This is a genomic window from Streptomyces sp. NPDC030862 (assembly GCF_055571835.1).
This window is the reverse complement of record NZ_JBVIEN010000007.1, coordinates 380,964-404,410: the sequence shown is the minus strand read 5'-3', so window position 1 is coordinate 404,410 and position 23,447 is coordinate 380,964. Positions and strand designations below refer to the sequence as shown.

The following is a 23,447-nucleotide window of genomic DNA, read 5'->3' as shown; positions in this document are numbered from 1 at the left end:
CGCGGTGGGCCGTGCGGTCGGCCTCACGGCCGGTGGTGCGGTCGGTGGTGCTCACCAGTCCTCGATCTCCTCGCCGTCGAAGTCCTCCCACCAGTCGGCGCCGAGGCCGGGGTGCTCCTCCTCCAGCCGCTCCTTGAGGAACGCCAGGTCGGTCCGCTGGTACTGCATGATGAACTGCTCCACCGACAGCTCCATGCTGTCGACGACTCCGAGGCGGGCCCCGGCGTCGACGAGCGCCTGCACTAGGGCGGGCGACCCGCGGTCCACCACCGCCGTGAGCAGGGGCGTGCGGTCCAGCAGCTCCCGTGCCTCCAGGTCGACGCCCGCCGCCAGCAGCCGGGGCAGCAGCGGCTCATGGTCGAGGTGCGGCAGCATGTGCAGGAGCGTGCGCCTGCCGCCGTCGCGCACCTTGGGGTCGACGCCCGCGTCGAGGAGCTCCAGGACGCCCGGGGTGTCGCCGTGCTGGGCCCGCAGGAACAACTCCTGCCGCTGGGCGCGCAGGGCCCGGGGCAGGCGGCCCTCGCCGGACGTCCACACCTGCTGCGCGGCGAAGCAGCCCGCGACGGCGCCGCCGAAGGCGCGCAGGGCGCGTTCGCGCTGCCGCTCCTGCTCGGAGTGCGGCATGCTCAGCTCCCCGTCGCGGGAGACCACTTGGTGCCACTCGCCACGGCACCGGACCCGTACGGGCTCGGGGGCGGTCGGGCCGGGCGGGCCCACGGGGCCGTCCGCCGGAGGCAGGCCCGGCAGCAGGGACGCGGCGACCAGCGGGTGGAGGTGCCGGGGCGCGACGCCGCCGCTCCTCAGCACGGCGATGTCGGCGGGCAGGCGCCACAGGGCCTCGGGCAGCTTCGGGATGTCTCCGGGACGGTACCGGGGACGCTCGGCGACGCTCACGCGCAGGCCGCCGTCAGGCGTGAGTTCCAGGTGCACCGCGCTGCTCCAGCCGTGGAGGATCTGGAGGCGGTCGGTGCCGAGCGCGTCGGCGAGCCTGCGTGCCTCGGGCTTCAGCCGCGCGAGGTTGAGCGGAAGGCCGGCCAGGACCCCTACGGGATCGATGGCGGACCGGTAGTGCATCGCGGGCGGAGGGGTCAGGTCCAGTTCGATGCCCGCGGCGGCGAACGCGCCCTCCACGTCGCCCGCCGCGTGCAGCAGGGTGAGCCACTCGGTGCGGGCCGCCGGGTCGTCGCGGCACGGGTCGGTCGCGGGCAGTTCGGCGGTGGTGCGGGGCGTGCCGTCGGGGTGGAGGAACGGCGCCCGGTCGGGGCCGCCACCGCACCGCTCGCGCAGGTCGGCGGCGTACCGCGCGTCCCACAGGTGCCGTGCGGTCGTCCAGTCCACGAGGGTGGCGCCGTCGGGCACGGGCCTCAGCCGCAGGGTGAGCCGCTGCGGCCCGTAGGCCATGGCGGGCGTGGTGATCTGGAGGTGTGGTACGTCGGGGAGTTCGGGCGCGCCGTGGCGGGAGAGGAGGACGGTCAGGCCCGCCTCGAGGGTCGTCCGCCCGCCGAGCAGCCGGGGCAGCTGCCAGCGCAGCAGGTCCGGCGCGAGGTGGCGCAGGTCCTCCTCGACGGCGGCGGCGACATCGGCGCCGTACGCGGCGGCGGCCTCGGCGAGGTCGAAGGCGATGCGGACGTTGGCCGCCGCGCAGGCGGCGGCCCAGTCGCCGGCCAGGCGGTGCTCGGTGGCGCGCTCGATCATCCACCGGGGTACGGCGTAGCGGCGGATGCCCCGCCAGGAGGCCGCCTCGTCGGGTGCGAGGTCGATCACCGGTAGACGCTCCCTATCGCACGCAGGTCGGGGTGGGTGCGGGCGGCGGGCCGCAGGCGCGCGGCGAAGGAACGCTTCACCTTGCGCGGCAGGCCGGGGCCCAGGCCGACGTACTCCAGCGGGGTGTGGTCGGGTACGGCGGCGAGCAGGGTCTTGGCGCCCCGGCCGGTGAGGCCGGTGTGGCCCAGCTCCAGGCGGCGCAGCGGGCTGCCGGGCAGGGCGGCGGCGAGGGCGCGTACGCCGTCGTCGCCGGTGGCGTTGGCGGGGGCGCCGAGGCTGCGCTCGGAGCGGGGGCGGCCGAGGTCGAGGGACTCGATGGAGCCGAGCGCGTCGGCGAGGGCGCGGGCCCCGGCGGGGCCGATGCCGTTGCCGCCGAGGCCGAGGTGGACGGGGCCGGCCGCGTCGGCGGCGGCCGCTGCGAGGACGGCGGCGCCCTCGTCGCCGAGGTGGTTGGCGGGCAGGTACAGCTCCCGTACGCCCGCGTCGCGGATGAGTGCGGCGAGCAGCGGGGCGGCGTCGGCGGTCAGGCCGTTGCCGCCGAGGAAGAGGCGCTCCACGGGGTGGGGCCGCCCGGTGAGGGCGTCGAGCAGGGCGCGCAGGCCGTCGGTGGTGAGGCCGGTGTTGACCAGGTCGAGGGTGCGCAGCGCGGTGTTGCGGCGGAGCATGACGGCGAGCGCGCGGGCGCCGTCGTCGCCGACCGGGTTGCGCTTGAGCCAGAGGGCGCGAACGGTGGTGTCGGTGGCCAGGCGGTCGGCGAGCGCGGCGGCGCCCTCGGGGCCGATGCGGTTGCAGCCGAGATAGAGCGTGTGCAGGCCGTGGGGCCCGGCGGCGAGGGCGTCGGCGACCGTGCGGGCGCCGTCGTCCCCGATGGAGTTGGTGCCGAGCAGGACGTGCGCGGCGTGCGGGGACGAGGCCGCGACGGGCATCAGGCGGGCGGCGCCCGCCGGTCCGAGTCCCTGCTTGCACAGGTCGACGCGGCCGTCGGCGCGTACGGTGCCGAGCGGGAAGGTCTCGTCGCTCTCGACGGGCCGCGCCGAGCGGAGCCGGTCGAGCAGGGGTTCCAGGTCCGCCGGGTCGGCGAGGGGAATGTCCGGGTGCTCGATCGCGGGGCAGCGTACGGGCGTTGGCTGCGTCATCACCACTCCACCGGTCCCGCGCCGGGCGTCCGGGGCCCGGCGGAACCGGCATCGCCGTCCGCCCGCCGCTCCGGACGAACCGACGCCATCGACGTTCTTCCACGACAAAAAGGTGGCAAGACCGGTCGGATTCGAACCGACGTCCTCCTGCTCGCTGCGTGGGCGCGACGACCTCTGCGCTACAGCCTTGCCGGGCGTGATCATAGCGCGTGTTGACGCGTACGCGATCACGGGGCGGGACCGGCCCGCCCCGGGGCTCCCGGGGCGGGCCGGAGGCCGGAGGCCGAACCGGTCAGGCCGAGGCGCCGGAGTCCGCCAGGGGCTGTCGTACGGCGATGGCGTTGACGCGCAGGTGGCACTGCGCGGTGTCGCCCACGCTCAGCGCCCGCAGCTTCTCCCCGCCCAGCCCCAGCGTCGCGTTGAGACAGAGGGCGACGGCGTACAGGTGGTCGCCGGTCTCCTCGTCCTGGAGCGCGAACAGCACGTTGTAGTAGTAGCTCGTGCGGTCCTCGCCCTCCTCGTAGAAGGAGAGGTGTGTGCCCTCCTGCTCCCCCAGGCCGACGAAGGCGCCGGTGAACGCCTCCTCGACCTTCGCCCAGAAGCTCTCGTTGGCGAACGGCTGCCCCAGCGCCTGGCGCACGGCCTCGGTGAGGGAGAGCACCATGACGCTGACGGGTGCGGTCTCCTGGAGGCCCCAGCCGCGGATGATCTTCACGGTGGAGCCGTTCGGGATGGCGCTCGCCGCCCGGCTGATCTCACCGAAGTCGAAGTTCACGGTCGCCGGGGCGATGGCGTGCTGGAACGCGCCCTCGATGCCCCGCGCCTGCTCCCGATGGGACGGCCCCACCTCGAAGACCGGCTTGAAGGTCGTCTTCTCCGCAGCGGGCTGTTCGGCCATGGCTGCTCCTCATGTGTCGTAAGGGGTCGCGCCGCAGCGAAGTATGCACCCCCGTCGGCGGTCCATGATCAGGGGCCCGGCGCCGCACCGGGCCGGACCGGCCTTGACATGACATTTGCGGTGTTTTATCCAGATCGTGAGGAGGTGGGCTCCCCATGGCACGTGCAGTGGGTATCGACCTCGGTACGACGAACTCCGTGGTCAGCGTTCTGGAAGCCGGCGAGCCGACCGTCATCACCAACACCGAGGGCGCGAGGACCACGCCGTCGGTGGTCGCCTTCGCGAAGAACGGCGAGGTGCTGGTCGGCGAGGTGGCCAAGCGGCAGGCCGTCACCAACGTGGACCGGACCGCGCGTTCGGTCAAACGCCACGTGGGCGACGCGCACTGGCGGTTCCCGGAGCACGGCGACATCGACGGCAAGCGCTACACCGCGCAGGAGATCTCCGCACGCGTCCTGCAGAAGCTGAAGCGGGACGCGGAGGCGTACCTGGGCGAGGACGTGTCGGACGCGGTCGTCACGGTCCCGGCGTACTTCAACGACGCGCAGCGGACCGCGACCAAGGAGGCCGGCACGATCGCGGGCCTGAACGTCCTGCGCATCATCAACGAGCCGACCGCCGCGGCACTCGCCTACGGCCTGGACAAGGAGGACCAGACGATCCTCGTCTTCGACCTCGGTGGCGGCACCTTCGACGTCTCGCTGCTGGAGATCGGCGACGGCGTGGTGGAGGTGAAGGCCACCAACGGCGACACGCACCTCGGTGGTGACGACTGGGACCAGCGCGTCGTCGACCACCTGGTCAAGCAGTTCAAGAACGGTCACGGCATCGACCTGTCCAAGGACAAGATGGCCCTGCAGCGCCTGCGCGAGGCCGCCGAGAAGGCCAAGATCGAGCTGTCGGCCGCGACCGAGACGACGATCAACCTGCCCTACATCACGGCGTCCGCCGAGGGCCCGCTGCACCTGGACGAGAAGCTCACGCGCGCCCAGTTCCAGCAGCTGACCGCGGACCTGCTGGAGCGCTGCAAGACCCCCTTCCACAACGCGATCAAGGACGCGGGCATCAAGCTCTCCGACATCCACCACGTGATCATGGTGGGCGGTTCGACGCGCATGCCCGCGGTGACCGAGCTGGTCAGGGAGCTGACCGGGAAGGACCCGCACAAGGGTGTGAACCCGGACGAGGTCGTCGCCATCGGCGCCTCGCTCCAGGCCGGTGTCCTCAAGGGTGAGGTCAAGGACGTCCTGCTGCTCGACGTCACCCCGCTGTCCCTCGGCATCGAGACCAAGGGCGGCATCATGACCAAGCTCATCGAGCGCAACACCACGATCCCGACCAAGCGCTCCGAGATCTTCACGACGGCCGAGGACAACCAGCCGTCGGTGCAGATCCAGGTCTACCAGGGCGAGCGCGAGATCGCGGCGTACAACAAGAAGCTCGGCATGTTCGAGCTGACGGGCCTGCCGCCGGCCCCGCGCGGCGTCCCGCAGATCGAGGTCTCCTTCGACATCGACGCCAACGGCATCATGCACGTGACCGCGAAGGACCTGGGCACGGGCAAGGAGCAGAAGATGACCGTCACCGGCGGCTCCTCGCTGCCGAAGGACGACATCGACCGCATGATGCGCGAGGCCGAGCAGTACGCGGAGGAGGACCACCGCCGCCGCGAGGCCGCCGAGACCCGCAACCAGGGCGAGCAGCTCGTCTACCAGACCGAGAAGTTCCTCAAGGACAACGAGGACAAGGTCCCGGGCGAGGTGAAGACCGAGGTCGAGTCCGCGCTTGCCGAACTCAAGGAGAAGCTGAAGGGCGAGGACACCACGGCCATCCGCACCGCCAGCGAGAAGGTCGCGGCCGTCTCCCAGAAGCTCGGCCAGGCCATGTACGCCGACGCCCAGGCCGCGGGCGGGGCGGCCGGTGCCGGTGCCGGTGCCGGTGCCGGTGAGGCGCCGGGTGCCGCCCAGGGCGGTGCGGACGACGTGGTCGACGCCGAGATCGTCGACGACGAGAAGCCGAAGGGGGACACGGGGTGAACCGCCTGACCGACGTCTCCCGCGGCCCCGGCCCGCCGCTGATGATCACCGGTACGGGCCGGCGGCCCGACGCGCCCCGGGACAGCGCTCCCGCGTCCCGGCCTCCCGACGGCCTCGCGGCGCTCCGGGACGCCGAACTTAAGGCGGCCCTGCGCGAACGCACGGCCGACCTCCAGCGGTTGAAGGCCGAGTACGACAACTACCGCAAGCGCGTGCACCGCGACCGGGCCGCCGTCCACGAGATCGCGGTGGCCAACGTCCTCACCCGCCTCCTGCCGGTGCTCGACGCCCTCGACGCGGCCACCGACCAGGGCGAGGTGACCGGCGGCTTCCAGCGGGTCACGCGGGCACTGGAGGCCGAGCTGACCGCGCTGGGCCTGCGGCCCGTCGGCGCGGTGGGCGACGCGTTCGACCCCGTCGTGCACGAGGCCGTCTCGTACCACCCGTGCGGCTGGTTCGACCTGCCCACCTGCACCGTCGTCCTGCGGCCGGGGTACGCGGTCGGCGACCATCTGCTGCGCCCGGCCCTGGTGGTCGTGGCGGGGCCGCCGCCGGGCCCGCGCGTCACCATCCGCCCGGGACTTTGAGCGCCCCCAGGGGCAGACACGGGTCCGCCCCGGCCGGGCGGGATGCCTGACCGGGGCGGAACACGCGGTACGCCGGGAGCGTCAGCCCAGGGTCGCGATCGCCTGGTTGAACGTCTCCGACGGGCGCATGACGGCGGCGCACTTGGCCGGGTCCGGGTGGTAGTAGCCACCGATCTCGACCGGCTCGCCCTGCACCGCGATCAGCTCGTCGACGATCTTCTGCTCGTTGTCGGTGAGCGTCTGGGCGAGCGGGGCGAACGCCTTCGCCAGCTCCGCGTCGTCGGTCTGCTTCGCCAGCTCCTGGGCCCAGTACAGGGCCAGGTAGAAGTGGCTGCCGCGGTTGTCGATGCCGCCGAGGCGGCGGGACGGCGACTTGTCCTCGTTGAGGAAGGTGCCGGTCGCGCGGTCGAGCGTGTCGGCGAGCACCTTGGCGCGGGCGTTGCCCGTGGTGTTCGCGAGGTGCTCGAAGCTGACCGCGAGGGCGAGGAACTCACCCAGGCTGTCCCAGCGCAGGTAGTTCTCCTTGACCAGCTGCTGGACGTGCTTGGGCGCGGAGCCGCCGGCGCCCGTCTCGAACAGGCCGCCGCCGTTCATCAGCGGGACGACCGACAGCATCTTGGCGCTGGTGCCCAGCTCCAGGATGGGGAAGAGGTCCGTGAGGTAGTCACGGAGCACGTTGCCGGTGACGGAGATGGTGTTCTCGCCGCGGCGGATGCGCTCCAGGGAGAACTTCGTGGCCTCCACCGGGGACATGATCTCGATCCGCAGGCCCTCGGTGTCGTGCTCCGTGAGGTACTGCTTGACCTTGGCGATCAGCTGGGCGTCGTGCGCGCGGGTCTCGTCGAGCCAGAACACCGCCGGGTCGCCGGTGGCGCGGGCGCGGGTGACGGCGAGCTTGACCCAGTCCTTGATCGGCGCGTCCTTGGTCTGGCAGGCGCGGAAGATGTCGCCGGCCGAGACGGGCTGCTCCAGGACGACGTTGCCGGCCTGGTCGACCAGGCGGACCGTGCCGGTGCCGGCGATCTCGAAGGTCTTGTCGTGGCTGCCGTACTCCTCGGCCTTCTGCGCCATGAGGCCGACGTTCGGCACGGAGCCCATGGTGGACGGGTCGAAGGCGCCGTGGGCGCGGCAGTCGTCGATCACGGCCTGGTAGACGCCGGAGTAGCTGCTGTCCGGCAGGACCGCGAGGGTGTCGTGCTCCTGGCCGTCCGGGCCCCACATGTGGCCGGAGGTGCGGATCATGGCCGGCATGGAGGCGTCGACGATGACGTCGGACGGCACGTGCAGGTTGGTGATGCCCTTGTCGGAGTCGACCATCGCGAGCTCCGGGCCCTCGGCGAGCTCGGCCTCGAAGGACGCCTTGATCTCGGCACCGTTCGGCAGGGCCTCCAGCCCCTTGAGGATGCCGCCGAGGCCGTCGTTCGGGGAGAGGCCGGCGGCGGCCAGCGCCTCGCCGTACTTCGCGAACGTCTTCGGGAAGAAGGCGCGTACGACGTGGCCGAAGACGATCGGGTCGGAGACCTTCATCATCGTGGCCTTCAGGTGCACGGAGAACAGCACACCCTCGGCCTTGGCGCGCTCGACCTGGGCCGAGAGGAACTCGCGCAGCGCGGCGGCGCGCATGACGGACGCGTCGACGACCTCGCCCGCGAGGACCGGGACCGACTCGCGCAGGACGGTGGTGGTGCCGTCCTCGCCGACGAACTCGATGCGCAGGGTGTCGTCCTGGGCGAGGACCGTGGACTTCTCGGTGGAGCGGAAGTCGTTCTGGCCCATGGTCGCGACGTTCGTCTTCGACTCGGGGCTCCACGCGCCCATGCGGTGCGGGTGGTTCTTCGCGTAGTTCTTGACCGACGCGGGGGCGCGGCGGTCGGAGTTGCCCTCGCGCAGGACGGGGTTGACCGCGCTGCCCTTGACCTTGTCGTAGCGGGCGCGGGTCTCGCGCTCCTCGTCGGTCTTCGGGTCGTCCGGGTAGTCCGGGAGCGCGTAGCCCTGCTCGCGCAGCTCGGCGATGGCGGCCTTCAGCTGCGGGATGGACGCCGAGATGTTCGGCAGCTTGATGATGTTGGCCTCGGGGGTCTTGGCCAGGTCGCCCAGCTCGGCGAGGGCGTCGTCGATGCGCTGCCCCTCCTGCAGGTACTCCGGGAAGACCGCGATGATCCGGCCCGCCAGGGAGATGTCACGCGTCTCCACGGTGACACCGGCCGTCGAGGCATACGCCTGCACCACGGGCAGGAACGAGTAGGTCGCCAGGGCCGGGGCCTCGTCAGTGTGCGTATAGATGATGGTCGAGTCAGTCACCGGGTGCTCCGCTCCACGTCTGCAACATTGCTCGACATCAAGATATCTCCTGATCGACCTGTTCTCGACAGGGGCCCGGGACCGGTGTGTGGCAGCGCGCCGCCGGAGGCGCATACCAGAAACCATCCATGGAGGCAACGGCTCCATTTCTTTCCCTGGCTGGTTATGATCGGCATCCTTCTCGCTCGTCCCCACCGAAGCCGGACCGGCCGTCCCCGAGCCCCTCCCCAGGGCTGTGCCGCACCCGGCTGCCGGCAGGTCCCCGCCTTCTCCGCTCCGAGGACGGATGTCTCCCATAGAACCCGAAGGTCCCCGCCCCCAGCCGAAGCCTCGTCGGCGGCGCCCCGTGCGCCTGCGCACGCTCCTCATCGCCCTCGCGGTGGTGCCCACCGTGGCGATGGGCACGCAGGTCGCCGTCACCGCGGACCGCCTGCTGGCCCAGTCGCACCATCTGCGCGCCGACGTGGCGGCCGGTGAGCGGATCGGCACCCCCCTGTTCGAGCTGATGGTCGAGATGCAGGCCGAGCGGGCGATGACCGCCGAGCGGTGGGCGGGCGCCTCCCCGGCGGAGGCCGAGCTGCGCCGGCAGCGGGCGGCCACCGACCGGGCGGCTGAGGTGTTCCGCCGGGCCGCCACGGCGGACGGGGGCGCGCGCTCCGAGCAGGCCCAACGCCGGCTGCAGGAGGTGACGGAGGGTCTGGACGACCTGGGCGCCTACCGCGAACGCACCGACATCCGCAGCGGCACCGCCGACAGTGTGATCGTCTACTACAGCGGCGTGATCGGCCAGATGATCCGCTTCTACCAGGACGAGTTCAGCCACACCGAGGACGCCGAGCTGACGCTGGAGAGCCGGGTGGTCGTCACCATGTTCTCGGCGTCGGAGATGGTGGCGCGGCAGGACACGATCCTCGCGCTGGCGGGCCCCTCCCGGGAGTTGAGCAACACCCGCTTCTCCGACTTCGTCAACGCCGTCGGCGCCCACCGCTATCTGTACGACACCTGGGTCGTGCCGTACCTGGCACCCGACGAGAACGAGCTCTACGCGCAGCTCGTCGGTTCGGACGCCTGGCAGGCCAAGGGCCGTATCGAGAACGCGGTCATGTCCGACCACAAGGACCTCGACTTCGGCGTGAAACTGCCCCGCGAGGTGAGCGGGTGGCGGGCCGCGCACGCGAAGTGGGCCCCGGAGCTGAACGCGCTGAACGCCGAGCGTTCGCGGGCGCTGCTCGCCCGTGCCAACGCCAAGGCGGACGAGCTGGAGTCCGAGGTCACCTGGCTGATCGCGGGCAGCTCGGGCGCGCTGCTGCTGGTCGCGGCCGGTGTCGCGTTCACCACGCGTTCGGTGCTGCGGCGCCTGAGGCGGCTGCACGAGAGCACCGTGACCGTCGCCGAGCGGACGCTGCCGGACGCCGTCGCCCGGCTCCAGCGCGGTCGGCCGGTCGACGCCGACACCCTGCCCCGGATCAGTGGGGACCAGGACGAAGTGGGGCGGATCAGCGACGCGTTCGCCCGGGTCGTCGAGGTCTCCGTGGACGGGCACCGGCAGCTGGCGGCGGAGCGCCACGGCTTCGGCATGTTCGCCTCGGGCATCGCCTCGCGCACCGGGAACCTGGTCAGCCGTCAGCTGACCCTGACCGAGGAGCTGCAGGACACCTTCGGTCACGACGAGACCCTGCTGGCCCAGCTGATGCGGTCCGACCAGCTGACGGTCGGCATGCGGCGGCAGATCGAGAACCTGCTCATCCTGGCGGGCGGCGAGATCCCCGACCCGCACACCGAGCCCATGCGCGTCGCCGACCTGCTGCGCGAGGCGGCCGCCGAGGTCGAGGACTTCCGGCGGATCGAGCGGCAGGCGCTGGACGAGATCAGCGTGGAACCGCGGGTGATCAGCCAGATCAGCCACCTGCTGGCGGAGCTGCTGGACAACGCCACCCGGTTCTCCCCGCCGCGGTCGAAGGTCGTCATCCGGGCCGAACTCGTCGCCGACGGGCTGTCGGTCGAGATCGAGGACCGGGGGCCGCGCGTCACGCCGGCGGCGTACGAGGAGATGAACGGGCGCCTGCACTCGGCGCCGCCGTACGCCGTCCTCGCCGAGAACGCCCACCGGCTGGGCCTGTTCGTGGTCGGGCACCTCGCCGACCAGCTCGGGGCCCGGGTCACCCTGCGCAGGTCCGTGTACGGCGGCACGTCGGCGGTGGTGATCATCCCGGCCGAGCACCTCGTCCCGACCGAGCCCGAGCCCGGCCCCGTACGGCGGCCGGCGCCCGTGCCCGTGCCGCCGCGGCCCGAGCCGCGCCGCGCGGAGGAGCGCGTCGAAGAACGCGTCGAAGAGCGCGTCGAGGAGCGCAAGCCCGAGCTGGTGCTGCACGTCGGCGAGGCAGGCCTGCCGGTGCGCCGCAGGCAGGACCGGCTCCCGGTGCGGGCGCAGGGCGTATCCCAGGGCTCGTCCCGGGGCGCGTCCCAGGACCCGCCGCGGGACAGCGTGCCGGCGCCGCGGCAGGGCGGCACCCGGCCCCCGCTGCCCGAGCGCGTCCCCCAGACGCACATGGCGCGGCAGCTGCTCGAACCGCGCGCACCCGAAGCAACGGTCGCCCCCGACACGGCGACCCCCGAGGAAGTGGCCGACGCCTGGTCGGACTACGAACACGGAACCCAGCAAGTCGAACAAGAGCTCCGACGGGATCAGCCATGACGACGGCATCGAACGACATGATCTACAGCGTCCTGGACAACAACCTGAGCCGGATCGCCGGCATCCAGGGCGCCGTGCTCCTCTCCAACGACGGCATCAAACTCAGCGCCTACCTGCTGGACCGGCCCCAGGCCGAGCGCGTCGCCGCGGCGTCCTCCGGCATCGCCGCCACGATGAAGGCGATATCCCGGGAGATCGACGGCGGCCGGGTCATCCGCCAGCTGGTCGAGATGGACGACCGGTACCTGTGCATCGTCGGGTGCGGCGAGGGCAGCACCCTCATCGTCGTGACCTCCCGCAAGGCGCGACTGGGCGAGCTGGGCGGTGAGGCGGTGCGTACCGCGCAGGCGCTCGGGGAGTGGCTGGGCACACCGGAACGCACCCAGGCGCCCACATCGTCATGACGGACGAGCCGCAGGACGCGGGCCGCCGGCGGACGCGGCTGTACGCCCTCACCGACGGCCGTACGGCCGCTCCGCACACCGCCCTGACCATGGACACCACCATCACGGCGGCGGTCGCCGCGGACGCCCGGAGCGGCCTGCCCACGGAGTGGCAGGCCGTCCTGGCGATGTGCCCGCCGCCGAACGGTCTGGCGGTCGCGGAGATCGCCGCCCGGCTGCACATGCGCCTGACTCCGACGACGCTGCTCCTCGGGGAACTCGCGGACCGCGGGCTGGTCCACCACCGGCCGCCCCTGGAGGAGTCCGAGACCACCAACACCCGCCTGCTCATGAGAATCAGGGACAACCTTGCCCGTATCTGACTCCTCCTCCCCGGACTCGTTCCCGGAAGCGGCCCCCGTCAAGATCCTCATCGCCGGGGGCTTCGGCGTGGGCAAGACGACCCTGGTCGAGACGGTCTCCGAGATCGAGCCGCTGCGCACCGAGGAGCGGCTGACGGCCGCGGGGGTCGGCGTCGACGACCTCGCGGGCGTCGAGTCGAAGGCCGTGACGACCGTGGCGATGGACTTCGGCCGGATCACGCTCACCGACGCCGGTGTCGTCCTCTACCTCTTCGGTACGCCGGGCCAGGAGCGCTTCTGGTTCATGTGGGACGACCTGCTGAACGGCGCGCTCGGCGCGGTCGTCCTCGTCGACACCCGGCGCCTGGAGCGCAGTTTCGCGGCCGTCGACTTCTTCGAGAGCCGCGGGCTGCCCTTCGTGGTCGGCGCGAACTGCTTCCACGGCGAACAGCCGTACACCGCCGAGGAGATCAAGGCGGCGCTGCGGCTGCGCGACCCCGGCACCCCCGTCCTCCTGCTGGACGCGCGGCGCCGGGGCGACGTGCGCGAGACGCTGCTCTCGCTCATGGACCTGCTCATCGCCAAATCGGAGCTGGTCTGAGGTTCACCGGCCGCCGATCATCCGGTGCAGCAGCTCGGAGGCGGCGCGGCCGAACGACGGGTCGTTGAGGTGCGTGTCCATCTCGACGACCTCGACCGCGCTGCCCCGCACGCCGTCCCGCAGGGCGTCGAAGAGCGCCTTGTCGGCGGCCGGGTCGTGGTACGGCCCGCCCGGCGCACCCAGCGTGGACAGCCCGCGCAGCGGCAGGCACAGGGCGGTCGGGCCGGTGGCGGCCCGCAGTTTGGCCGCGACGCGGCGGCCCAGTTCGGCGCACTCCTCCTCCGTCGTCCGCACCACCGTGATGGACGGGTTGTGTACGTGGACGTGCCGGTCGCGCATCCGCGCCGGGACGGTGTCCACGGGGCCGAACTTCACCATGTCGAGCGCGCCCGGGCTCACCACCTGCGGCACGCCGGCCCCCCCGGCGGCGGCGAGCCGGTCCGGCCCGGCGGTGAGGATGCCGCCGCACAGGTCGTCGGCGAGCTCGCAGACCGTCAGGTCCAGGACGCCGGCGAACAGCCGCTGCCCGGCCAGCGCTTCGAGGGTGCGGCCACCGGCGCCGCTGGCGTGGAACACGAGGACCTCGTAGCCGAGCTCCGTCATCCGCTCGCGGGCCGCGTCGACGCCCGGGGTGGTCACCCCCGCCATGCTCGCCGCGACCAGCGGCGCGCCGCCGTCCGCGCCCCACTCGGCGGGGACCAGCGCCCGGGAGGCCGCCGCGAAGCCCTCGGCCATGCCGGCGACCGCGTCGGCGGCGTTCGCGAGGATCGGGGCCGAGACCCGGTTCACCCCGGCGATGTCGACCACGCTGTACATCATGGTGATGTCGCTGGAGCCGACGTACGGCGAGACATCGCCCGCCGCCATCGAGGAGACCATCACCTTCGGCACCCCGAGCGGCAGGGCGCGCATCGCGCGGGTGGCGATGGAGGTGCCGCCGCTGCCGCCAATGGCCAGCACGCCGTGCAGCCGCCCCTCGCGGTGGAGCCGCAGGACGGTCGCCTCGGCGCCCTTGGCCATCGCCGTCACGGCCGCGCCGCGGTCGCCCCGGGCTCGGAGCGCCTCCAGGTCCACGCCGGCGGCCCGGGCCACCTCGGCGCGCTCCACGTCGGCGGGTATCCGCGGAGACCCGGCCACCCCCGTGTCGACGACCAGGACGTCGACGCCCCGCCGTAGCAGCCGCTCGCGCAGCCATCCGTACTCCAGCCCTTTGGTGTCCAGGGTCCCCACCAGTACGACCATCGTCATGACCGTACTTTCCAGCCGGGGAACCCCTGGCGGCAAGACCGCCCGCACCGTCGCCGTCCGACTACCGACCGGAAACGTTCGACCATCGAACGAAAGCCTACAAAGCCATATCGCCTTGCGATCTAAGGGAAGTTGACGCTTCCTACCACTGGAGCATCTGTTAGCCTGCCCGCTCCTGGATGTTCATCCACTCCCTTAGGTGTCCTTCGTGTACAGCACTCCCTTCTCCCCCCGAGAGGCCAGAGCGGCGCGAGCCCGGATGGGCCTGACGACCGCACAGGTGGCCCAGTCCATGGCGGCGTGCGGTGTTCCCGTCCACCCGGACCTGGTCGCCGCCTGGGAACAGGGCTCCCATCTCCCCTCGGAAACCCACCTCTTCGCCCTCGCCGACGTGCTGTGGTGTCCCGCCACCGCACTCATGGGAATCGAGCCGCGCACGCTGGCGGAACACCGGCTGGCCCGGCAGCTGAGCGTGGAGCGGCTGGCGGACCGGATCGGCATGGATCCCGCCGCGTACCGGGCGGCGGAGGCGGCGCACCGCTGGGACGGCGACATCCGGCAGACCAGGGCCCTGGTGGAGGCCCTGGGGCTGTCCCTGCGCGGGCTGGTGAGCATCATGGGCCGCGACGAGGAGCTGGCCGGGCTCCTGCGTACGGCCATCGAGGGACGCTGGAAGGTGTACGTGACGCCCGTCGCGGAGATGGTCGTCGTGGACGAGACCTCGGTGGGCGACGCCCTGCGCACGATGCACACGGAGTTCGCGGGGTTCGCCGAGCGGTACATGGGCCACCTGATGGCGCGCAACGACGACTCCCGGCTGAAGGAGGTCGCCGCGGAGCGCTCGGCGTTCCTGCACCGGCTCGTGGACCACTTCTGGGAGCTGATCGGCGAGGTGGGCGACGAGCCGCCGCCGCGCGGCTTCTGAGGCGCACGAGGCGCGGACGGCCGACGGCCCCCGGATGTCCGGGGGCCGTCGGCCGTCCTGCTCTGCTGCCGCGGGAAGGACTCAGCGCCACCCGGCGCCGGCGCCCGGGGCGTACGGGGCGGGCTCTGCGGGCGGGGAGGGCGAGGCGGGCGGGGTCTCGTCCTCGTAGTCCTCCCAGTCGATCTCCATCGCCTTGCGCCGCGTGAACGCGTTGAAGAACAGGTTCAGCACGAGGGCGGTGAGACCGCCCAGCGTGATGCCGCTGTCCAGCACCGCCCGTACGTCGTCCGGCATGCGCTCGAAGAACGGCTTGACCGTCGTGGGCAGCATGGCCGCGCCGAGGCTCACCGCCAGGATGATGGCGTTGCGCTCCTCGCGCAGGTCCACCTTGGCGAGGATCTGGATGCCGACCGCCGCGACCATGCCGAACATCGAGATCGCCGCGCCGCCGAGCACGGGGTGCGGGATCGCGGCGACCAGGCTGCCGGCCTTCGGCAGGAGCCCCAGCAGGATCATGAAGACACCGGCGGCCACCACCACGAAGCGGCTCACCACCTTGGACATGCGGACGAGTCCGATGTTCTCCGCGAATGCCACATAAGGGAAGGAGTTGAATATTCCGCCCAGCATCGTGGAGACGCCGTCGGCCCGCAGCGCGCGCGTGACGGTGTCGCTGTCGACCTTCTTCCGGGAGATCTCGCCGATGGCGTACACGTCGCCGGTCGTCTCCACCATCGTGATCAGCATGACGACGACCATGGCGATGATGGGCAGCAGCTCGAACTGCGGCATGCCGTAGTGGAAGGGCGTGGTGACGCCGAACCAGCCGGCGTCCGCCACCGCGTCGAAGTGCGCGTCCCCGAGGAGCCAGGCGACGGCCGTGCCCACGACGAGCCCGATGAGCACGGCGAGGCTGCTGAGGAACGGCTTGCCGAGCCGGACCACGACCAGGATCAGGAGCAGGGTGCCGAGCGCGTAGGCGAGGTTCTTCCCGGAGCCGTACGCGGGGTCGCCGATGAGGTGGGCGCCGCCGGCGGCGTTCTGGAGGCCCACCGGGATCAGCGTGATGCCGATGATGGTGAGGATCGTGCCGATGACAACGGGCGGGAAGTACTTCACCAGCCGGCCGACGAACGGTGCGAAGAGGAACGTGGCGATGCCGGCCGTGATGACCGCGCCGTAGACGACCAGCAGACCGGCGGTGCCACCGCCCGCGCCTATGCCGATCGCGACCATGGGCGAGACGGCGGTGAAGGTCACGCCCTGCACCAGGGGCAGGCGCGCACCGATCCGCCAGACGCCGAGCGCCTGGATGATCGTGGCGATGCCACAGGTGAGCAGGTCCGCGTTGACCAGGTGGACCAGCTGCTCGTCGGAGAGCCCGAGGGCGTTGCCGAGGAGTACGGGGACGATGACGGCCGCCGCGTAGAACGCGAGGATGTGCTGGAAGCCGTAGAGCGTGAGCTGCGGGAGGGGGAGCAGTTCGTCGACGGGATGCGTCTGCGTCCCGGAGTGCCGTCGGGAGACTCGTGCCATCTCTGCCTTGCCTTACAAGAGGTAGGTGAATGAGAGGAGCCGACGCCTCGGAGCCCGGAATGTGTCAGGACGAGGCCTCGCCGGCCCGTACGGAGCCGACGTCTGGCGGAGTTGCCGACACCACGTCGCCCTGCACTGAGATGTGCGTCCTGGTTGGAGGACTTTCCTTCGATCGGCATGGCGAAGCCGCCTTGCGCATGAGATCCGCAGGTGGAGCCGATCGGGGCGCTCACCTTAGTTGACGTCGGACGTTCCTCGCGAGTAACCGGCACGACACTCACCGCTCCCCCACCTCACAAGACGCACCTTTCGCCCGAATATCTCTGGTTTCACAGATGTTCGTCCGGCTCGCCGCGGTTCTCCGATAAGGCGACTCCGAGGGCGTTTTGCTCGCGCCGTGACATGACTCACCTCCCGTCATTCGGGGTGCGCGTCCTCCGCACCGCATTTCCCCTGCTGGGACAGGGAATTGACTTTCCGGCAGAACTCCCTTCATGGCGTTTCCGTAATCGCGCGTGCGCTCTTCACGACTTGTTCCGGCCCGAGGCTCTCGCTTACCGTCACCGCAATCCGGTCGGACCGCCGAATCCTGCCGCCGTCCGGAAACCGCACCCACCCACCACCGACGTACGGCAGGAGCGGGGGAACCAGGTAAGCCGCCGGTCCGTGTATACGGAACGGCTTGGGGTGAAGTCATGTGCGCACGCGGTCGCGTGCGGATACGACCGGGCATCTCCAGCCCGAACCCGACAGCTCACCTCGCAGGCGACGGAGAGGAATCCGCCATGCCCGCACAGGGTAAGCACCGCCGCCCCAAGAACAATCCGCTCGCCCGCCGAGTCGCCGCCGCGGGCACGGGCGGCGCCGCACTCGCCCTTCCCCTCTTCGGCGCGACCGCGGCCGAGGCGGCACCGAACGCGGTGCCGAACGCGGTGCCGAACACCGCGCCTTCCGCGGCCGTGGAAAAGGCCCCGGCGAAACCCGCCACGTATACCGTGGTCGCGGGTGACACCCTTTCCGAGATCGCGCAGGACCGTGGCGTCAGCGGTGGCTGGAAGAAGCTGTACGAGGACAACAAGTCGGTGGTCGGCGACAACCCGTCGCTCATTCGCCCCGGCATGAAGCTCACCATCGGCGCCAAGGCCAAGGCCAAGGCTGCGCCCGCCGCGCCCGCCGCCGCCGAGCGGGCCAGCCGCTCCACCGTGCGGCCGGCGCTCGCGAAGCCCGCGACCTACGCGAACAACCTCGACGGCTGGATCAAGGAAGCGCTCGCCATCATGGCCGAGCGCGGCATCCCCGGCTCGTACGACGGGATCCACCGCAACATCATGCGCGAGTCCTCGGGCAACCCGCTGGCCATCAACAACTGGGACTCCAACGCCGCCGCGGGCACCCCGTCCAAGGGCCTGCTCCAGGTCATCGACCCGACGTTCCGGGCGTACCACGTGCCCGGCACGTCGACCGACCCGTACGACCCGGTCGCCAACATCACCGCGGCCTGCAACTACGCGGCCGACCGGTACGGGTCGATCGACAACGTCTTCGGCGCCTACTGACGGGCGCCTACTGACGGGGGACGGTCGCCCCGCCGCCGGACCGTACGGCTTCCACGACGGCGTCGTGCAGCACGCGGCTGGCCTCCTCCGACGAGCACGGCACGGGGCTTCCGCTCATCGGGAACCAGTCGGAGGCCCCGCTGTGCTGCACGGCCACCCGCGCCTCGCCGTCGACCCAGGTCGTGTGCACGTCGAGTTCCCCGGTGATGACACCGACCGTGTCGGTGCTCACGCCACCGCGTCCGGCGTAGACCCGGACCGTCGTCCACGATGCCCATGTCACGTTCCCATGCTGACCCCGCTCCGCCGGTCGCGCGACCGGCGGGGCGGGGCGGTTGCGTGAAGGAGCCGTGACGCTACCGCGCGTGGTCAGCGCACGGCCACGAGGACATGGTTGTTGCCGAACTGCCAGACGGCTCCCGCCTCCTCGAAACCGGCCTCGCGCAGCAGGGCGAGGTGCCCGGAGAGGGTCAGGTCGTTGCCCTCGCAGCGCGGGTGCCGGTGGTGGCGGTGGGCGGAGAACAGGGCGGCCAGCTCCGGGTCCGCGGCGACCCCGGACCACCAGGTCTCCCAGTCCTCGTCCGCGACGGCCGGTTCCCGCTCGGCCCGGCGCCGCCCGATGTGCAGGGCCAGCTCGCCGACCTTGGCGGAGTCGGGACAGATGTGGTCGCAGTTGACGAGGACCCCGCCGGGGCGCAGCCGCCCGGCGAGGTCGCGGTAGACCCGGCGCAGGGTGCGTTCGCTGAGGTAGTGCAGCGCCGTCGTGGAGACGGCCGCGTCCACCGGCCCCTCCGTCCCGGCGGCGTCGAGCCAGCCGGGCTGCCCGATGACGGCCTCCACGTACCGCACGGCCGGTCCGTAATAGGCCCGGCCGAGCTCCAGCAGGCGCGGGTCGGCGTCGACCGCCACGACCCGGGCGCGGGGCATCCGGCGGACCAGTCGCGCGGCCAGCGAGCCGGGTCCGCTGCCCAGGTCGAGGACGAGGGGCGCCCGCCGGCCCGCCGTCACGCCCTCGACGACGTCGGCGATGACGGTGAACGCCTCCTCGCGGTCGACCGCGTAGCGCTGCTGCTGCCTCTCCCAGCGGTCCACCCATCGCGCGGCCGCCACCGTACTGACACTCATGTCCTCTCGCGCCCCTGCCTTCTCGCCACACCTAAACGGACATGGAAATCATTGCAGACTGGCGAGCGCGGTGAGAAGCCGGTCGATTTCCTCGGGTGCGTTGTAGACATGGAGACTGATCCGCACCGAGCCGTCCTCCGGGTCCGTCCCCGCCTGGCAGTGGCTGTCGGAGCGCACCATGAAGCCGTGGCTGTAGAGGATGAAGCCGAGGTCCTGCGAGCCGATCCCGCGGTGCCGGAAGGTGACGATGTGTCTGCGGCGCTGCACCGTGGAGTCGGCGTCCAGGCTAGAGCGGCAGCCGAGCACCTCGTAGGCGTCCATCCGGGCCAGTCCGTCGGTCAGCCGGGCCGCCAGGGCCACGGTCCACCGTTCGATGCGGTCCGTGCCCGCCTCCTCCAGCCAGTCGAGGGCCGCCGTGAGGCTGACGACACCGGCCGTGTTCGGGGTGCCCTCCCAGCCGCCCGGCCGGAACTCCGGACCGCGCCGGCCGCGCGCCCAGATCGCGCCCGTACCGGGCAGGGCCAGCGCCTTGTGGCCGGAGAAGACGACGAAGTCCACGTCGAGCTCGGCCACCGAGACGGGCAGGTGGCCCACGCTCTGCGCGGCATCCAGACAGATCGGCACGTCGGGGCCGACCACCGCGCGGACGCGGTGCACGTTCATGTCGGCGCCGTAGACGTGGTGCACGTGGGTGGCCGCGACGAAGCGGGTGCGCGGGCCCACCACGCGGGCGAGCGCCTCGGGGTCGTAGTCCCCCGAGCTCTCCTGATACGGCAGCTCCCGCAGGCGTATCCGCACGCCCTGCCGGGCGAGCAGCCGCTCCGTCTCGCGCCACGGCGCGAGGTTGGCCTGGTGGTCGGCGAACGGCACCACGATCTCGTCACCGTCGCGGAGCAGCTCCGGCAGCCAGTCGCGGGCGACGGTGCGCAGCCCCTCCGAGGCCCCGCTGGTGAAGTGCACCGCCGAGCGCTCCGGCTCCGGGTCGCCCAGGAACCGCTTGACCCGGTCCCGGGCGCCCTCGACCAGCGCGGTGGTGTGGTTGGCCCACGGGTAGGAGCCGCGGCCGGCGTTCGCGTTCGAGGTGGTCAGATAGGTGTGGGCGGCGTCGAGGACGGCCCGCGGCTTCTGGGCCGTGGCCGCGCTGTCCAGGTACGCCGGCTCGGGATGCGCCGCGATCTGCGGGAACTGGGCGCGCAGCGCGCGGTGCCAGTCCGCCAGCTCCTTCAGGTCGCCCTCGGTGTCGTGTCCCGTCTCGTACGCCATGTCAGTCACGCACCAGGGGCGCGCCCGCGTCGCGCCACGCGATGATGCCGCCCGCGAGGCTCCGGACATCCGGATGCCCCATGCGCGTCAGCAGCGCCGCGTACCGGGCGGACTTCTCCCCGACGGGGCAGGCGAGCAGCACGGGCCGGCTCTTGCTGAACGGCAGGCCGCCGCGGACCAGTTCGTCGAAGAGCTCGTCGACGATGTTGACGGAGCCGTCGATGTGGAGGGCGCCGTACGCGAACGGGCCGCGCAGGTCCACCACGAGGGGGTTCTCCGCCGCGATCCACTTCCTCGCGTCGGCGACGTCGATGACCGTGGCCGAGCGGACCTCGCCGTCCGAGAGCGTCGCCACGGAGTTCTTCGCCGGCGGCAGGCCGAACAGCTCGGGCCGGCGCTTGCGGACGTAGCCGAGGTAGCTCTCGACGCGGTCGCAGACGATGAAGACGGCCGTGCGGCGGTCCCCGGTCCCCTCCGCGTCGAGCGCCCGCAGGTGGCGCACGGCGCCGTGGTACGCGGCACCCCCGGTGGGCCCGGCGAGGATGCCGCAGCGGCGGACCAGCGTCAGCATGCCGTCGATGGCGTCGTCCGCGCCCACCGTGTCGAGGGTGTCGTACGTCGCCGGGTCGAACAGGCCGACCTCCTGGACCTCGTCGATGGTGCGGATGCCGGGGATGAAGTCGGACTTCTCGGCGACGAGCCCGACGATCCCGACGTCCGGGGCGTGTGCGCGCAGCGCCCGGGCCACGCCCGAGGAGGAGCCGGCGGTGCCCACGCAGGCGATGAACCAGTCGGGGGCGCGGCCGTCGAGGTCGGCCACGATCTCCGGGCCGGTGCCCTGGGCGTGCGCCTCGGTGTTGCGGGTGTTGAAGTACTGGTCGGTGTGGAGGTGGGCACTGCCGGGTGCGCCGAGCCGCTGGTGGAAGAGGGTGAGCGGGTCGTCGGTGGCGGTCGGGTCGAGGCACTCGCTCTGCCCGGGCAGTTCCTCTATCTCGGCGCCCAGCAGGAGGAGCAGGTCCTTGATCTCGGGTATGCGCATCCGGTTGGTGACGCTCTTGAACCCGAGGCCGTGCATGCCCGCGATGAGGGCGAGCGCCTTGGCGGTGTTGCCGCTGGAGAGTTCGACGATCGTCTCGCCGCGCTCCCGGGCCCCGGGGAGGCCGTCGCGGACCATGTTCCAGGCGGCCCGGTCCTTGACCGAACCGAAGGGGTTCATCATCTCCAGCTTCGCGTAGAGGTCGATGCTGCGCAGTCCGTGCACGGCCGGGTCGATGCGGACCAGCGGGGTGTCGCCGATGGCGTCGGTGATGCTCTCGTACCTCATGCCTGTGGTCCCCCAGGGGGTGTGTGCGGCCAGTACTGTTCGTCGAGGCACCAGTGCCAGGAGCCGTCGTCGGCGCGGTGGACGGCGACCTTGCGGGCCACGGGCTGCTGTTGCGCCCGGGTGGCGCCGAAGTCCATGCAGTAGCCGGCGGTGTTGGCGAAGGCGAGCAGGTCGCCGGGGCGCGGCAGCCGGGGCAGGAAAACGGTTCTTCGGGTGATCAGGTCCGCCTCCAGGCAGAGGTTGCCCATGAGGTGGACGCCCACGGGTTCCGGTGGACCGGCGGGCGCGGGGTCCCGGGGCACCAGGACGGGGTCCATCAGGACGCCGTGGTCCTCCAGGCTCACGTCGCCCGCGTTCATCGCGAGGCGTACGAGGGTCTCGCCCGCGTCCGTACGGCGCACCTCCAGCACCCGGGCGAGCGAGAGCCCGCACTGGTCTGCCAGCGCCCTGCCGGGCTCGGTGTACAGGTCGTGGAGGCCCTCCAGGAGCAGCGTGCCGAGCGGGCGGTCCAGGCCGGGGGCCGGGCGGGAGAGCAGTTCGTCGAGGTAGGCGGCGCCGGTGACCTCGCGGTGGGCGGGGTACAGGCCGAGCGAGCCGCGCAGGGTGCCGTTCTCGGCGTGGAGGCCGTAGCCGTGGCCGCCCCAGGTGAGCGGCGGCCGGCGGCCCATGACGGCGTCGGTGAGCGCCGTGGTGTACCGCTCCCACTGGTCGGCGTGCGCGAGGTAGCCGACGCCGAAGCCGCCGCCGATGTCGATGGCGCGCGGGCCGAAGCCCCGCTTCCGCAGCTCCTCCACAGCGCGCAGGCAGCCGGCGAGCGCGGTGGCCTTCTCGTCGGGGCTGGTGGTGTCGAGGTGGTACGCGACGCCCACGGGCTCCAGCTGGTCGCGGTGGCGCTCGGCCGTGTCCAGCAGCCGGTCCAGCGAGGCCGCGGGGGTGCCGAAGCGGCTGCGGCGGGACAGGCGCCTGACGCCGGTGCCGGTCGCGAAGTCCGACAGGCGCAGCAGCACGCGGACGCGGCGTAACCCATGCCGCCGGACGAGCGCGGCGGCCCGGTCGAGCTCCTCGGCGCCGTCGGCGTTGACGGTGACGCCCGTGAGGACGGCGAGCCAGAGGAAGTCCGGGTCCTTGGGCCCGGTCGCCACGATCCGGTCCGGGCCGAACCCGGCACCCAGCGCGTGCTGCAACTCGCCGAGCGAGGCCACGTCGACCCCCACCCCGGGCCCGGTCGCGGCGAGCCGCCGCACCAGGGCGCTGGACCGGTTCGTCTTGTGGGCGAAGAAGATCCGCCCGCCGAGGCTGTGGTGCCGGTAGACGTCGCGGAAGCGCTCGGCGTTCTCGGCGATCTGGTCGGGCAGCACCACGTTGAGCGGTGATCCGAGCGCGTCGACGAGCGCGTGGAGAAACGCCCCACCCCCCTCCAGCAGCCCCGCCGCGAGCGGCGCCAGCCGCGGCTCCAGGTACAGGGGCGGGTCGTCCGACAACAAGGGGGCGTCCCCCATGGCAGCAGTCCTCCCGACGAGGAAAGCCGACGGCCGTCACGTCGGCCATATGGTCCTATCCACGTCGGCGCCGGTTATGCCGCCCGGCGGGGGCGGGCATGGGCGTGGGGGGGGGGGGTCTTGCGCGGGTCGTGAGACGGGCCCCCCACAACCGCGCAAGGAGGGGAGGACAAGGTTCACCACGTGTTTTTGTTTTTGTGCGGGGTAC

General features: G+C 72.1%; 19 protein-coding genes, 1 tRNA gene and 1 riboswitch. Of the genes, 8 read left to right on the top strand and 12 right to left on the bottom strand.

Annotated features, from left to right (window positions below):
* Positions 1-51 precede the first annotated feature (51 nt).
* The 4 genes from ACZ42X_RS21185 to ACZ42X_RS21170 all read right to left on the bottom strand — a co-directional run bounded on the left by ACZ42X_RS21185 (position 52) and on the right by ACZ42X_RS21170 (position 3,798).
* Positions 52-1,764, bottom strand: a complete 1,713-nt coding sequence (locus tag ACZ42X_RS21185) for an ankyrin repeat domain-containing protein (protein ID WP_468292172.1) — start codon at positions 1,762-1,764, stop codon at positions 52-54.
* A complete protein-coding gene (locus ACZ42X_RS21180; protein WP_468292170.1) occupies positions 1,761-2,900 on the bottom strand; it encodes a leucine-rich repeat domain-containing protein in 1,140 nt (379 codons plus the stop codon). The genes ACZ42X_RS21185 and ACZ42X_RS21180 overlap by 4 nt, the downstream gene beginning before the upstream one ends.
* Before the next feature lie 113 nt (positions 2,901-3,013).
* A tRNA-OTHER gene (locus ACZ42X_RS21175) sits at positions 3,014-3,089 on the bottom strand.
* 103 nt (positions 3,090-3,192) lie between these two features.
* On the bottom strand, positions 3,193-3,798 hold the full coding sequence (locus ACZ42X_RS21170; RefSeq protein ID WP_468292167.1) for a Type-2Aa cytolytic delta-endotoxin: 606 nt from the start codon (positions 3,796-3,798) through the stop codon (positions 3,193-3,195).
* A gap of 155 nt (positions 3,799-3,953) precedes the next feature.
* Between ACZ42X_RS21170 and dnaK the strand changes: the two genes are divergently transcribed.
* Entirely contained in the window at positions 3,954-5,834 is a 1,881-nt protein-coding gene (gene dnaK / locus ACZ42X_RS21165) for a molecular chaperone DnaK (RefSeq protein ID WP_468292164.1), read from the top strand.
* Positions 5,831-6,421, top strand: a complete 591-nt coding sequence (grpE, locus tag ACZ42X_RS21160) for a nucleotide exchange factor GrpE (RefSeq protein ID WP_468292161.1) — start codon at positions 5,831-5,833, stop codon at positions 6,419-6,421. Before dnaK ends, grpE begins: the two co-directional genes overlap by 4 nt.
* 81 nt (positions 6,422-6,502) lie before the next feature.
* On the opposite strand, the gene ACZ42X_RS21155 is transcribed toward grpE, so the two are convergent.
* Positions 6,503-8,722, bottom strand: a complete 2,220-nt coding sequence (locus ACZ42X_RS21155) for an NADP-dependent isocitrate dehydrogenase (RefSeq protein ID WP_468292159.1) — start codon at positions 8,720-8,722, stop codon at positions 6,503-6,505.
* Between the two features lie 346 nt (positions 8,723-9,068).
* On the opposite strand from ACZ42X_RS21155, the gene ACZ42X_RS21150 reads away from it, so the two are divergent.
* The 4 genes from ACZ42X_RS21150 to ACZ42X_RS21135 are packed head-to-tail and all read left to right on the top strand — an operon-like array spanning position 9,069 to position 12,763.
* On the top strand, positions 9,069-11,417 hold the full coding sequence (locus ACZ42X_RS21150; protein ID WP_468292157.1) for a sensor histidine kinase: 2,349 nt from the start codon (positions 9,069-9,071) through the stop codon (positions 11,415-11,417).
* Positions 11,414-11,821, top strand: a complete 408-nt coding sequence (locus tag ACZ42X_RS21145; protein WP_361423344.1) for a roadblock/LC7 domain-containing protein — start codon at positions 11,414-11,416, stop codon at positions 11,819-11,821. Before ACZ42X_RS21150 ends, ACZ42X_RS21145 begins: the two co-directional genes overlap by 4 nt.
* On the top strand, positions 11,818-12,183 hold the full coding sequence (locus ACZ42X_RS21140; protein WP_468292154.1) for a DUF742 domain-containing protein: 366 nt from the start codon (positions 11,818-11,820) through the stop codon (positions 12,181-12,183). The genes ACZ42X_RS21145 and ACZ42X_RS21140 overlap by 4 nt, the downstream gene beginning before the upstream one ends.
* On the top strand, positions 12,170-12,763 hold the full coding sequence (locus ACZ42X_RS21135; RefSeq protein ID WP_468292151.1) for a GTP-binding protein: 594 nt from the start codon (positions 12,170-12,172) through the stop codon (positions 12,761-12,763). The genes ACZ42X_RS21140 and ACZ42X_RS21135 overlap by 14 nt, the downstream gene beginning before the upstream one ends.
* A 3-nt stretch (positions 12,764-12,766) precedes the next feature.
* On the opposite strand, the gene ACZ42X_RS21130 is transcribed toward ACZ42X_RS21135, so the two are convergent.
* Positions 12,767-14,011: a Tm-1-like ATP-binding domain-containing protein gene (locus ACZ42X_RS21130; protein WP_468292148.1), complete on the bottom strand. Its 1,245-nt coding sequence runs from the start codon at positions 14,009-14,011 to the stop codon at positions 12,767-12,769.
* A gap of 259 nt (positions 14,012-14,270) precedes the next feature.
* Between ACZ42X_RS21130 and ACZ42X_RS21125 the strand changes: the two genes are divergently transcribed.
* Positions 14,271-14,936, top strand: a complete 666-nt coding sequence (locus tag ACZ42X_RS21125; RefSeq protein ID WP_468292145.1) for a transcriptional regulator — start codon at positions 14,271-14,273, stop codon at positions 14,934-14,936.
* 81 nt (positions 14,937-15,017) lie between these two features.
* On the opposite strand, the gene ACZ42X_RS21120 is transcribed toward ACZ42X_RS21125, so the two are convergent.
* The gene (locus tag ACZ42X_RS21120) at positions 15,018-16,472 is read right to left on the bottom strand and encodes a nucleobase:cation symporter-2 family protein (protein ID WP_468292142.1); all 1,455 of its coding nucleotides are present in this window, start codon (positions 16,470-16,472) and stop codon (positions 15,018-15,020) included.
* Positions 16,473-17,082: 610 nt separating this feature from the next.
* A riboswitch (cyclic di-AMP (ydaO/yuaA leader) is annotated at positions 17,083-17,253 on the top strand.
* Between the two features lie 4 nt (positions 17,254-17,257).
* Between ACZ42X_RS21120 and ACZ42X_RS21115 the strand changes: the two genes are divergently transcribed.
* Entirely contained in the window at positions 17,258-18,028 is a 771-nt protein-coding gene (locus ACZ42X_RS21115; protein WP_468292139.1) for a transglycosylase SLT domain-containing protein, read from the top strand.
* 7 nt (positions 18,029-18,035) lie between these two features.
* On the opposite strand, the gene ACZ42X_RS21110 is transcribed toward ACZ42X_RS21115, so the two are convergent.
* The 5 genes from ACZ42X_RS21110 to ACZ42X_RS21090 all read right to left on the bottom strand — a co-directional run bounded on the left by ACZ42X_RS21110 (position 18,036) and on the right by ACZ42X_RS21090 (position 23,239).
* The gene (locus tag ACZ42X_RS21110; protein ID WP_361423323.1) at positions 18,036-18,311 is read right to left on the bottom strand and encodes a hypothetical protein; all 276 of its coding nucleotides are present in this window, start codon (positions 18,309-18,311) and stop codon (positions 18,036-18,038) included.
* Positions 18,312-18,397: 86 nt separating this feature from the next.
* Positions 18,398-19,153: a methyltransferase domain-containing protein gene (locus tag ACZ42X_RS21105; protein ID WP_468292136.1), complete on the bottom strand. Its 756-nt coding sequence runs from the start codon at positions 19,151-19,153 to the stop codon at positions 18,398-18,400.
* A 48-nt stretch (positions 19,154-19,201) separates the two neighbouring features.
* The gene (locus tag ACZ42X_RS21100) at positions 19,202-20,416 is read right to left on the bottom strand and encodes an aminotransferase class V-fold PLP-dependent enzyme (protein WP_468292133.1); all 1,215 of its coding nucleotides are present in this window, start codon (positions 20,414-20,416) and stop codon (positions 19,202-19,204) included.
* 1 nt (position 20,417) lies between these two features.
* Entirely contained in the window at positions 20,418-21,740 is a 1,323-nt protein-coding gene (locus tag ACZ42X_RS21095) for a pyridoxal-phosphate dependent enzyme (protein ID WP_468292130.1), read from the bottom strand.
* Positions 21,737-23,239 (bottom strand): Y4yA family PLP-dependent enzyme, encoded by a 1,503-nt coding sequence (locus ACZ42X_RS21090; protein WP_468292127.1) that lies wholly within the window; start codon positions 23,237-23,239, stop codon positions 21,737-21,739. The genes ACZ42X_RS21095 and ACZ42X_RS21090 overlap by 4 nt, the downstream gene beginning before the upstream one ends.
* Positions 23,240-23,447: the final 208 nt, after the last annotated feature.